We start from the raw sequence: 12,486 nt of genomic DNA on the forward strand, positions 1-12,486 counted from the left end.
TGCATGGCCGCCTTGGCATGCCTCGCTCGCTTTCCTGCCGATGCCGACAGCATTGGCGGAAACCGCCTCTCCGGCAAACCGCGACTACAACCCGACCGGAACAACATCGCCCCGCTCCCGCCGGCGGGAGCGAATGGTTTCCACTCAGGGCGCACGTCTTTGCAGCATCGTCTCGCTCCCGCTGGCGGGAGCTGTCCCGCGGAGCGGGACTGAGGGTGGTCTCCCGCATTCCCAGACGCGGTCACCCCCGATTCCGCCAAAACGGACGGAAGCTAGCTCCTATCAGGCCACACCTCCGTCGGAATGTGCATGGTTCTGCGCAACACCTGTATGGTTTGACAAGCAACCTGCATAGTTCAGCATGCAACCTGTAGGATTCCGCACGCAACCTGCATGAATTGACGGTGTTCCTGCATACCCACCTCGTGAAGACAGCCTTCCCGAAGACTCAGTCATAATCAGCAATCGTTGGAATCATGCGGTTGTTCCTAGGCGGAAAAGTCGGATACCGGCCGATCTTCAGCAGGCCACCCTACACGTTCGCCACCAAGGACTACACATCCCACCTCAAACCATGCAGGTTCGCCCTCGAACCATACACATCCGGCGGCAAACCACGCAGGTTCGCCCTCTCGTTCTACAGGTTCACCAGCCCTTGCAAGACCTTTCAAGGCCATGCGAGCCGCCTTCTCGTTCGGCAGATTCGTCAGCCCACGGCCCAATCGCCTGCCTATCCGTCTGCCTATCCCCGGCACCCCATTCATGAAAGCCCGCCGGCGTTCCCCTCCCCGGCACCTACTGGGGCTAGGCTGGATATGGGATCGGTGGCTCTCCACGAGAGCGCCCAACAGACAAGGAGGACGATGATGGTCAGCGTGGACGACATCCGCAACAAGACGTTCCAGACGGTGCGGTTCAAGGAGGGCTACGACGTGGACGAGGTCGACGACTTCCTTGACAAGGTCGTCGACGGCATGAAGGCCGGCAGACCGATGACCGCGGCCGAGCTTGGAGCACAGACGTTCCACACGGTGCGGTTCAAGGAGGGGTATGACGTCGCCGACGTCGACGAGTTCCTGAACGAGCTCGCCCACGACGCGTCGACGCGCACCGGCACCCCCGTAGCCGCCACAACCACAACCTCAGCCACAGCCCACACAGCCGCCGGTATCCCCACGGCGGCCCCGGGCGGCACCCCCACGCCCGGCACCACCACGCCCGGCACCACCACGCCCGGCACCCCCATGTCTTCCGGCATCCATGATGATCCCCGCGCAAGCGGATGGGATGCGGGAGCGTCATCGGTTTCGGGGAATGATCCGTTCTCGGGCGATGAGGCTCAGATTCCGTGGTGACTGCGAAGACGACGCACACGGAGCCTCCTACGACGTCATCTCCGGCACTCCGAAAGGCACCGGTCTCGAAGGAGACGGCTCGGAAACGCGCAAGACGACCAAAACACCCGGAGAAGTACGCGCGCGGCACGCGGTCGTACACGATGTCGCATATCCGCGGCAAGGACACGTCGATCGAGGTGCTGGTGCGCAGCTACCTGTTCCGCCGCGGGCTGCGGTTCCGCAAGAACGACAAGCGCTACCCCGGTCATCCGGACGTGGTGCTGCCGAAGTGGCGCACGATCGTGTTCGTGAACGGCTGTTTCTGGCACGCGCATGAAGGGTGCGCGCGGCATAGCACGCCGAAGTCGAACGTGGAGTTCTGGACGGCGAAGCTGCTGCGCAATCGCGAGCGCGACCGTCGTCAGCATGCGGAGCTCCGGGCGGCCGGCTGGCGCGTGATCGACGTGTGGGAGTGCGAGCTCGTGAAGGCCAAGCGCGAGGAACGCCTCAACCGCCTCTACGACGAGATCGTCGTCGGTAGCGATAGCGCAGACACCACCAGCACCGCTCCCGATGCCGACGCGATCAGCTCCACTACTGGCCCCACGCCTGCCGGCAGCGACGGCACCTCCCGCAACACCCACGCTATGTGCGAAGCAACCAGTCACGATTCCATGCAGAATTCTCAGTAAGCCTTATGTCAAACTGTCAGTAGGCCCTATGCCAAACTGTCAGTAGGGTTATGGCGAGGCCGGAACGCCCATCCTTCTCGCTTCCACAGGCGCGCTCAAGCTTCTCCTGAAGACTCTTATTAATCTTTTGAAAAGTTTTATAATCCTTTATATTCTGCGCATTCACCCGTTCGGGCACCTACGCGGGAATGCAGCCTACATCCGATTGAACGCAGACCGAAAGAGCAACAACACGGCAGTGACGGGAAACGGAGAGAAAACCACTATGAGCACACGGCTCAAGGCGTTGGACACGATGCTGGAGATGCAAGGAATCGGCGGCCTTACCGAATACATGGACGACGGCAGCCTGATTCTGTTCATCCGGGACAGCGCGACCGTGGACGGCGAGCAGTCCGGCCGCGAATGGTCGTTCCGCGCCGAAACGCTCGACGACGTCGCCCGCGAGGTACGCCACATCGCCGATGACGTAATGGAACCGACGGCCATCGTCACCGGCATGCTGGACGACGGCGTGGATATCGACACCGCCCACCACCGCATGTGCACAGTCCGCGACGGGTTGCATGAGGGCGCAGCCATGGCCGACGACCTCGCCAAGGCGCTGGCGGTCACGGCGAGCTAGGGGCCTTTCAGCAACAGTTCATGATGATTTCTGACGAAATACTCCGCCAGTAAATCATCGGGCATACAATAGGTTGACCGCAAAGGAGCCAAGGGATTGGGGACGACCATGAGTGATGCCGCACTGGATTTCAACGAGACACGTGAGTATTCGAGTCTTGACGAAGTGATGACTTCGCTGTTGTCGGCGAAAGACAAGACATTCCGCGAACTCGACAAGACCGGCAGGGCGTTGAAAGGCGGGAACAAAGGCTCTCTCGGTCAAATCATCGAGGAATCCGTTCTGGGCTACGCCATCAATTCCGATGCCGAACCCGATATCCGCATCGGAGACACCAGCTATGAGCTGAAGGTGACTCCGCTCAAGCACATCAAAAAGGGCAAAGAGACTTCGGCGAAGGAACGCCTCGTCATCGATATCATCAACTACATGGCTCTCGCCGATGAGACTGACTTCGAGTCATCGAAGATGTGGGACAAGGCGAAGAACGTCATTCTGGTCTATTACTACGATGACCGCATCGACAAACAGCAGGAACTGCGCATCGACTGCAAGGTTTTGGCTTCTTATCTTCTTCGTTATCAGACAAACGACCTGGAGACCATCAAGGAGGATTGGGAGACCATCCGCGCGAAGGTCGCCAGCGGTCATGCCGACCAGCTCAGTGAATCGGACACCAACTATCTGGCGGCATGCACCAAAGGCGCCAACTCGAAGCAGTTGCGCGACGCACCGGCGCCGGAGGGTGCGGGCACGCCCATCATCCGAGCCAAGCAACGCGCCTTCAGCTTCAAGACGTCGTACATGACCGCCATTGCCCGGCAATTGCTGTCGCAGCCATCGGAGTTGCAACAGCTGCCTTTGACCGAGCATCAGAGTCTCAACGGATACCTTCAAGACCGGTTCGCGCCGTATATCGGCAAAACCGCCGGGGATATCGCAGCCGAACTCGGACTCTCAATCAAGCCGACGGCAAACCAGTACAACGCGAGCATTGCGCGTGCGATGCTCAGCATCAAGAAAAGTGACATCCTCAAGACCGAGGAGTTCTACAAGGCCAACGTCAGCATGGTGAAAACCGTGACCATGTATCCGAATGGGCTGCCCAAAGAGAACATGTCATTCAAAGCACTAACAGACGCACGATGGCAGCAGTGGGCGGACCCCGATGTCGGTTGGGACGATTCTTTCCTCAAGGAATTCTTCGAAACGAACCGCCTCCTCATTGCTGTTTCGCAATCTCCGGTCCCCCACCGCACAGGTCATGACAAGTCCAAGGACGTATTCCGCGGAGGCTTCCTCTGGAACATGCCGGCGGAAGATGTCGAGCAATACATCAAGCCGGTATGGGAATACGTACACGAACTGCTCGTCCACAAGACGTGGCTCGATTACGGCGTCCGTGGCAAGAACAAGTTGCCCGGACAGTCTTTCAATGAGGTCTTCCATCTGCGTCCTCACACGAGGCGAGGAAGGGATAGTGGACAGTCTTCGGATATCACCGTTCTTCCCAGCGGCGAGGTAATCACCAAGCAGAGCTTCTGGCTGGATAGACGCTACATCGCGAAAAGCATCAAAGCGCATAACCTGCTTGTCTGATTGTCGTTGTTGTGTTCCTGCCTAATCATGCAGGAACACAACAACCTTCGCCGCGGTTCCATTCTGAGTGTTTGTGGCAAGGCCGCAAACACTCAGACCACCGGTGATGTCACAGCCATTCAGACACGGGCAAAGGTGATATGCCCCTGCTCGTCGACATCGTAGGAAACAAGCGTGAGGTCGCGCCAAGTGCACTCCTCGGCCGGACGATAACCCCGCGTATAGTCACGCCGAGCTCCTACAGACTCAGTCGTGACGTCCCTGAAGCTCTTCGCTACGAGGAACGCCTTGACCTGACGATAATCGCCATGGGCATACTCCGACCTCACCCAATCGACATATTTCATGATTTGAGGCACATCATCGGCACTCGCAACGTCACGCTTGAGCTCGGCGACGAAATACGATTCCACAATGGGTTTGAAACCCGTCATGTAGCGGTAGCCGAAAACATCCATGTGATCCATGTATTCCGAAGGCTTGGCGGGAGAAGCTGGCACTTGATGAGAGAGGTAATCCCACTCGCCGAAGACATCAACCGTATTGGTATCACGGCGCGCAAGCTGCCAGAGCAGGCCAATCTCCAAAAACATTTCAAGCTTGAGCGAGCCATCCTTGGAGCGGTTTTTCGCAAGCAGCCCCGGCACATCGGGTTCATGTCCATTCGCGAACACATCTGCGAGCACGATTGGACCTGTGGCACGCGTAAGCGGATGGTCGGGATTCGCGCGCAATAGTGCTGCCGTAATCGCGAGGTCTTCGACGTCATCCACCTTGATGAATGAGCGTTGGTGAAAATCGCGGATGATACGGAAGGCCGCGGGATCGGAGACGAGTAAATCGTCCATGTCAACGCTTTCTTCAAGAAAAGCCGGGTCGGGTTCGAACTTAATCACCCAACGACCAACAAGTTCAGTTCGCTTCGACCCATTCTTCTTGAACCCATGAGCATCAGGCATGAAGGCAGCCTTTTTCACCGCGCTCCACTTAACAGTCGTCTGAGAGGTAGCGCCGGGGAAGTTCTCCGTGACGCAGCGCTTACCCGGAGCCGTCACCACGCGCCCGATACCATAAATCCTGCGCTTTTTGAAGAAATAGACGTGGTCACCAGGTCTCATGGTCACAAGGTCGCCAAGCACTCCGTTGGTTGGACTGGTCCACTTGATGTTCATGAGCGTGGAGTACTGACGTGACTCAAGTACATCCGCGGGAACACCAGCGTCGCCAAGTGCAAAAAGATATCCTGCCATCGTGCCCTCCTTGGAACGCGCACTCAATCTACAACCATATTACTCAAGCAGCCATTAAACGGTGGCTGCAATCGCCCAGACGGCCCAACCAAGAAGCAGTTGCGAAGCAACCATAGGCGCCGGATGACGACACCCTCCCGCTTGATCTCGGCGCCGGTTTCTTGTATACTCCAGTCAAGAGTATAGAACGTCTGTTCGGATCGAAAGGATTGCCGTGGCCAACGAGATTAGAGTCGCCGAGCTCTTTGCCGGCGTGGGCGGGTTCCGCCTTGGACTTGATGGCTACGGCAATCCCGGAGACGATTTCTACATGGAGCCCGCCGGGCCCTTCCACACCGTGTGGGCCAACCAGTGGGAGCCCATGGGCCAGAAGACCAAGCAGTTCGCCTGGCGCTGCTATGAAAAGCGCTTCGGCGAGGGGTCCTGCGTGAACGAAGACATCGCCAAGGTGCTGGATGAAGTCGAAGCCGGCGAACGCACCATCCCCGATTTCGATATGCTCGTCGGAGGCTTCCCTTGCCAGGACTACAGCGTCGCCAAACCTTTGGCTCTTGCTGCCGGCATCGAGGGACGTAAGGGCGTACTGTGGTGGAGCATCAACCGACTCTTGGAAATGCGTCACCCCAAGTACGTGCTGTTGGAGAATGTCGATCGGCTGCTGAAGTCCCCTGCAAGCCAACGCGGGCGCGATTTCGCAATTATTCTCTCTTGCCTTAATCGCTTGGGATACAACGCCGAATGGCACGTCGTAAACGCGGCTGAATACGGCATGCCTCAGCGACGCCGCAGGGTGTACATCTATGCCGAGCACAATGGTTCATGGGATGAGCCGGAAACCCATCTGCTGTCGACCGGAGTCATGGCGCAAGCATTCCCCATCACCCGCAGCGTGAAGGAGAAAGAGCCCGCCAGCTTCGATATCAGCGAAGATCCCTATGAAATCACCCAAAGCTTCGGCAAGGGCGATAAGGTCAGCGTGTTCCGCAATGCGGGTGTCATGATTGACGGTCATGTGCTGACCATGCGCGTTGACGCCATATATGACGGACCGCACAAGACGCTCGGTGATGTGCTCGTTCCCGCTTCCGAAGTGCCTGAGCAGTTCTGGATTGACGACGCCAAGCTGCCGTCATGGCAGTATCTCAAGGGCGGCAAGCGCGAGGAAAGGACCACTGCCGCCGGATACACGTACACGTACTCCGAAGGCCCGGTCGCATTCCCGGACTCAACCTCCGCCCCCAGCCGTACCATCCTGACCGGAGAGGGCGGAGCCGGAGCCAGCCGTACCAAGCATGTGATCGAACAGAACGGCCGACTTCGTCGTCTCGTCCCTGACGAACTGGATCAGCTCCAGATGTTCCCCAAGGGCTGGACCAACGACGGCATGACCGACGGCCACCGCGCCTTCTGCATGGGCAACGCCCTAGTCACAGAAATCCCTCATCGCATCGGCAAAGCACTTTCCAGAAATAGTGATGGACACGAGTGATTACTTGGGACGATGCAACCAGAGACGAACCGTCCCAAGTTAAGTATCATTCATCAGAATCAGAACATATTTGCTCTTTTAGATTTCTTATCATGTTAGTTCCTTTTGCAACGGTACTATTGCCACCCAATTTCTCATAAATAGCATTAACCCTATCTACTTCGTATTGTATAGAATCATCACCAATTAAATCAGTATCCAAACTTAGGAAATCAGAAAAAGAAACATCCTTCTTTTTGCAAGAATTAGCAATGGCACTATATATGACATAGAACAAGATATCGTTTTGCACACCCCTCGGCAGTGAGGAATTTTTAACAAATCGCTCAATACGCTTTCCAAAAGCGGCGCATTTCCAATACACTTCGATATCAATTTCATTTGAATACAGTTCATGATATTGATTATCATCGTTCAGCAAAGTAGACGGTCGCGCTCGCGCTGTATTGGGAGAAGACTTAAATATAGACATTAGGCACTGACCAAGGAAAGAGATACTAACAATTTCTGCAGGCCTCCGGCCTTGATTCCTATAATAATTCTTTTTACGATCATAATAGAGACCATGACTTTTAAGGCACATCTCTATATTTCGCTGAATTGGATCAGTAGCACGAAGAGTAACAGCCGGGATAGTCGTCTGACTATTATTTGCAAGGATAATGCAATCCCGTGAGGACTCATCTTCCGGAACAATGACGCGAACCAAGATATGACGCTGCTCATGATTCAATTGCTCTGGATTGTCACTGTAAAAGAAATAAATTTCGTTCGAGGTTTGCAAACCATTGACAATTTCAGGATCAGTGATAAGAAGTTTCTTCTGTGTTTCTTGCGTTACATCCGCTGCCAGAATAGTGACACCATTATTCAGCCACCAGAAATCATCATTGCCATCAACCCGGCACAAAGAACCCTTTATCGCCTTGTTGACATTATTCGCCCCCTGATAATCACGGACATTTGACTCAAAAATAGATTTACGAAGATTGTTTGAATCGTCAGAAATAAAACGATAATATTCATCCAGCTTCACAAGGGCGATATAATTTTTTCTGTCACCAAGAGAAATCGGCGTATCTGCTAGAGGCAATATTAGCTTAACGCTGGGAGATGCATTAACCAAAGTCATTAATTCCGATGCTCCGATATGCCTCACATTTACGCTACTATCAGGGAAGTAGCGCTCAACTTCCTCCTTCAACTCCTTTTCTTGAGATATAATATTTGGATGCACATCTTCACCCAATGAAACATAAATATACTCGAATATGATTTTAACATTCTTACCCATCAAATTCATGCGCAACGTCTTAAACATTGCAAAGAAATCAAGAACACTGGCGTTGTAACGACCTTTGAATTCAGATAATTCTTTATCAAAATCTAGAAGATTCGACGACAGTGTCTTCCACTTCATAATCACATTTTCATTAAATGAGGTTTCATTTTTCGCCTGAAGAATAACAACTCGTAGATTGGCACTACGGCCAATATTGGAAATAGCCTGAATAGCATCTTCATGAACAATTTCCGAATTGCAGAATAAATACAATCCGTCGCAGCCACCATCACCACCTCTACCAGTCAACCCTGAGGTGATATCATCAATGCCCACTCCATCACCTTTCAATGCATTTTCAGCAGCAAAAAATTCAAAATAGTCGGATTTCCTACTATACTCGGACTCATTAAAGCTTTTCTCTATATACCCCTTTAAAAGGGTCTGATTATTACTAAGATTTCCGCTCATAAATCTTCCTTGATTACGAGTATTTCTATTTGGTTAGAAAATAACATAAGACTACGACACAGCTGCCCACAATATATCTTCCGATGGCGGACGTCATGCGGCTGTGCGGATGGCGGAAGGAGAACACGCCGCAGAACGTGGGCGGATACCTGCTCGACAAGGAGACGGGCACGATGCCGATCTTCGTGAAATACGCAGCCAGCCAGTACGAGGACGAATTCCTCAACGCGCAGGAGATGCGGTACTACAGCAAGAACGGGCGCACGCCGCAATCGCCGGAATTCCGGTGGGTGAGGGAAGGTGCCGATGCGGGGCTGGCCGAATGGCAGCGCACGCACTTCGTGCCGCTGTTCGTGATGCGCAAGGCCGAGGAGGCGGACGGCCGGTACTACTACGTCGGGCACGTCGCCGCGTTCGACCGGCCGACGCTCACCACGAAACCCACCGCATCCGGCGAGGGGCGCGTGAACGTCACACTCTCCACGCTTCGATTGGCCAAGCCGCTCGACCCGGAACTCTACCGCCACCTGACCAGCTGAGCGCGGACGGGCGGCGGTGACCAACCGGCAAGCCCGTCTGGCAAGCCCGCCGGCAAGTCCACCGGCAAGCCCAGCGAAACAAACCGGACTGCACGACACCTTACCGTTTCGCTGCAGCCCCTCCCAGCGAAACGATCAGGACACCACGCGTCCGGGCCGCTACTCCTCCTCCCACCGGCAGACGGCGCAACATCACGATGGTACGGTATTGAGGCGGTACGGCATCGCATCGGCTCTGGGCGACGCCCGTAAGGAGGCCATGATGGGCATCGGCACCGTCATCCTGTGGATAGTCACGATAACGCTTCTGGCGCTCTGCCTGCTCGCCGCGATCGCAGGCATCGTCGCGGCGATACGCGGACCGAGGGATGGAGGATCCATGCCGACCGCGTCGGCATACATCGCCGGCACGATAGGCGGAGGGAAAACCGTCGCATGGACCGACGCGAAGGCACGGGCGGCCGCGGAACGCTGCGGTGCCACATATGTCAGCATCGTCCGCGGCGCGGCCAGCTCGACCACCGTCGTACGCGGCCCCGGCGGCCGCGTGTCCGTGACCGGCAACGACGGATTGGACGCCGAGGCCGCACGACTCGGCGTGCCTGTCCCCTATGGGCCACCGCCATTCGACCGTGCCTACAATCGTTCGATCCTCATGCTCATGGACAGAGTCCTCAACGGACGGCACATACGCATCTACCTGCTCCGCTACGCGGAACCATATGAGGGCTCACGGTATGAGGAACTCCGACACGAGAATCTCACCGCTCTCATTGTCGCGCAGGACCCCGGTCTGCCCGCCGCCATCGAATCGATGCTCACGAACGTCATCGCCGGCACGGGAACCGGCAGAACAATCACGTTCACCAACGGCGGCACACGCTTCCTCGCCGCGGTCGCGCCTGATTCGTCCGCGGTTGCTGCCGCATATGATGCCATTGCCAAGCTTTGACGCCGCACCCACGTGCAGCAGCGGAGCCCAGTCGGACCCTGACCCACGTAACGAGACCGGCAGTCTCCACCCACGTCGCACATGCAGCGATATGACAGCAGGCGACACTCCGCCAAGGCTTCACAACTCCACGCAGGCGAGGAACGGCGGTGTTGTTTCACGTGAAACAACACCACGCGACACACATGAACAGCGGATGAACTTACGAGTCCACCACCCCGCACCCCTCTGAACGGCGATAATCTGGAGGAAACGCGGCTCCGGTCAGAACGCGCAGACGCATAGCCCATCGAACGAGTCCGGGCGATCGGGGCGAACACGAAACCACAGGACGGAATGGAGCGGCACAGTGGCCAGCAGCAACAAGTCTCCCAACCCAAACAACCCCGGAAATTCCGGCTATGCGGGCAAACAACGCCGCATACTGATACTTCTGCCGGTGATCATCGTCGTCGGCATCGGCGTGACCGTCTGGTCCGCAGTCATCTACGGCGGCATCCGAGGACTGTTCCTCGGACTCACCGCCGACTTCGCGCTCATCATCGTATGGGCGGCACTGTTCCTCAGCACGCGCAAACTCGCCGCCGCGGAACGGGAGGCACGGGAGCGCGCCGAACGGCAGGCTCGCGCGCAGACGGCGGACGCACGCCGCACCCCGCACCTTGCGCAACAGAACCTCAATCCGTTCGAGCAGAAGACCTCCATTCTCCAGATGCGCATGGCGGACCACGCCCGCTCCCTCATCGATGTCAACGCCATCAAGGACGGGCGCGTCAGCACCATCTACGTGCATGCATCCGTGCAGAACGGCGCATCGAAGTGGGATTGCTTCTTCCGCGCCGGAGACGGCCTTGTCGGCGCAGGCGACCTGCTCCGCAACGAACCCGACGAGAGCCGACGCGCGTTCTTCGACTACGGCCGCTCGCTCATGGACGACTACCGCGCCGTCTGCGCGCAATACCATGTGGATGAACCCACCGAACTGCGCATCACCGCGAGCGCCGGCACGCATGCGATGCATACGGACGTCAACTACCAGCCGCTCGACGGCGAGCACGATGACCCGTACACCGCATGGGCATCGGAGGTCTACGCCTCCATCCGCAACGAGCAGGCCGGACGCGGATAGCCGAGCGCGAACCGACGGCCGTTCGCCCCGTCGCCCCGCCGTCGCCACCCGCCGCACGGCGCCAGGAAGAACGTCAGGTTCGCTCGACGTGTTGCATATAGCAGATATGCTATATTAGAGGTATGAAAAGCATCGCGGAACTGCGCGAAGAGCGCCGGCGACTGCACGTCACGCAGGGCGCGGTGGCGAAGGCCATGGGGACCACCCAGTCGGCGTTGTCGCGCGCGGAACGCGAGGGGAATCCGACGCAGGACTTCCTGCAGCGGTACGAGCAGGCGCTCGACGCCCTCGCCAGCCCGCTCACGCCGATCACGGCGAGCCTCACCGGAATGGACGTGCCGAACATCGCGAGTATTCGGGCCGCCGTCGCACGCTTGACGGAACGTTACGGCATCACGGACATGTACGTATTCGGCTCAACGGCACGCGGCGAGGCACGGCCCGATTCCGACGTGGATCTGCTCTACCGGCTGGATCCCGAAGCTCCGCGTTCTTTGCTGACGATCGCCCGGCTTCGCGACGAGTTGACGGACATGCTGCACCACCCCGTGTCACTCACCTCGTACGATTCGTTGCTGCGCAACGCGAAACGCAGCCGTTCCAGCAAACGGTTCCTCGACCATATCACGCCGGATCTCATCAAGGTGGCCTGATGCGTATGAGCCAGAGACAGAACACCGACGACGATTACGCCACTTCCAGTCCGCGTCATCGCCGTCACGGGCACAGCCGCCACAGCGACCAGGCATTCCGGGACCAGACGACGCTCATCCGCCTGCTGGAGCATCTCGACTACGCCATCGAAGACGCGAGCGCAGCCCGCTCGGCGGACGAACTGTATGCCGAGCGCATGCGGTTCAACTCCGTCGTCGAGGAACTGACCCAAGTACAGGAATGTGCGAAGCGCCTATCGGACGACTGTCGTTTCGCCATGCCCGATCTGCCGTGGAACGAACTGCGCGCATTGCGCAACATCCTCGTCCACGAATACGACAGCATCGACGCGGATTCACTCTACGTCACCGCGACCCGGGACGCCCCGGCATTGGCGGAACGACTGCGTCCGATCATCGACGCCATCGAATGAGCAACGAACGACAAGCATGCCGTCTGAGTCTCGC

At 57.1% G+C, this 12,486-nt stretch carries 9 protein-coding genes and 4 pseudogenes; 11 read left to right on the top strand and 2 right to left on the bottom strand.

The genetic code is table 11. The features are described 5' to 3' along the window. Positions 1-863: 863 nt before the first annotated feature. The 5 genes and pseudogenes from Uis4E_RS12395 to Uis4E_RS03305 form a co-directional block, all read left to right on the top strand. Positions 864-966 (top strand): annotated as a pseudogene (locus Uis4E_RS12395) (DivIVA domain-containing protein); the annotation flags it as partial. A 38-nt stretch (positions 967-1,004) separates the two neighbouring features. Next, positions 1,005-1,355: pseudogene (locus Uis4E_RS11820) on the top strand (DivIVA domain-containing protein); the annotation flags it as partial. 95 nt (positions 1,356-1,450) lie between these two features. Next, positions 1,451-1,891 (top strand): annotated as a pseudogene (locus Uis4E_RS03295) (very short patch repair endonuclease); the annotation flags it as partial. Positions 1,892-2,294: 403 nt separating this feature from the next. Then, a complete protein-coding gene (locus Uis4E_RS03300) occupies positions 2,295-2,654 on the top strand; it encodes a hypothetical protein (RefSeq protein ID WP_101621844.1) in 360 nt (119 codons plus the stop codon). A gap of 108 nt (positions 2,655-2,762) precedes the next feature. Next, on the top strand, positions 2,763-4,253 hold the full coding sequence (locus Uis4E_RS03305) for a Sau3AI family type II restriction endonuclease (protein WP_101621884.1): 1,491 nt from the start codon (positions 2,763-2,765) through the stop codon (positions 4,251-4,253). A 119-nt stretch (positions 4,254-4,372) separates the two neighbouring features. On the opposite strand, the gene Uis4E_RS03310 is transcribed toward Uis4E_RS03305, so the two are convergent. Next, positions 4,373-5,503 (bottom strand): hypothetical protein, encoded by a 1,131-nt coding sequence (locus Uis4E_RS03310; RefSeq protein WP_101621845.1) that lies wholly within the window; start codon positions 5,501-5,503, stop codon positions 4,373-4,375. A gap of 214 nt (positions 5,504-5,717) precedes the next feature. On the opposite strand from Uis4E_RS03310, the gene dcm reads away from it, so the two are divergent. Further along, on the top strand, positions 5,718-6,992 hold the full coding sequence (dcm, locus tag Uis4E_RS03315; protein WP_101621846.1) for a DNA (cytosine-5-)-methyltransferase: 1,275 nt from the start codon (positions 5,718-5,720) through the stop codon (positions 6,990-6,992). Between the two features lie 46 nt (positions 6,993-7,038). Here dcm and Uis4E_RS03320 read toward each other — a convergent pair whose 3' ends face one another. Beyond that, on the bottom strand, positions 7,039-8,745 hold the full coding sequence (locus Uis4E_RS03320) for an AIPR family protein (protein WP_101621847.1): 1,707 nt from the start codon (positions 8,743-8,745) through the stop codon (positions 7,039-7,041). An 83-nt stretch (positions 8,746-8,828) separates the two neighbouring features. Here Uis4E_RS03320 and Uis4E_RS03325 point away from each other — a divergent pair. The 5 genes and pseudogenes from Uis4E_RS03325 to Uis4E_RS03345 all read left to right on the top strand — a co-directional run. Next, positions 8,829-9,284 (top strand): annotated as a pseudogene (locus tag Uis4E_RS03325) (DUF3427 domain-containing protein); the annotation flags it as partial. Between the two features lie 259 nt (positions 9,285-9,543). Beyond that, a complete protein-coding gene (locus tag Uis4E_RS03330) occupies positions 9,544-10,236 on the top strand; it encodes a hypothetical protein (protein ID WP_101621848.1) in 693 nt (230 codons plus the stop codon). 349 nt (positions 10,237-10,585) lie between these two features. Next, a complete protein-coding gene (locus Uis4E_RS03335; protein WP_133125384.1) occupies positions 10,586-11,365 on the top strand; it encodes a hypothetical protein in 780 nt (259 codons plus the stop codon). A gap of 122 nt (positions 11,366-11,487) precedes the next feature. Then, the gene (locus tag Uis4E_RS03340) at positions 11,488-12,018 is read left to right on the top strand and encodes a nucleotidyltransferase domain-containing protein (protein WP_101621850.1); all 531 of its coding nucleotides are present in this window, start codon (positions 11,488-11,490) and stop codon (positions 12,016-12,018) included. A gap of 5 nt (positions 12,019-12,023) precedes the next feature. Then, positions 12,024-12,452, top strand: coding sequence for a HepT-like ribonuclease domain-containing protein (locus Uis4E_RS03345; protein WP_101621885.1), 429 nt, complete (start codon positions 12,024-12,026; stop codon positions 12,450-12,452). The last annotated feature ends 34 nt before the right edge of the window (positions 12,453-12,486 follow it).

Source organism: Bifidobacterium parmae (assembly GCF_002860365.1).
Taxonomy (GTDB): domain Bacteria; phylum Actinomycetota; class Actinomycetes; order Actinomycetales; family Bifidobacteriaceae; genus Bifidobacterium; species Bifidobacterium parmae.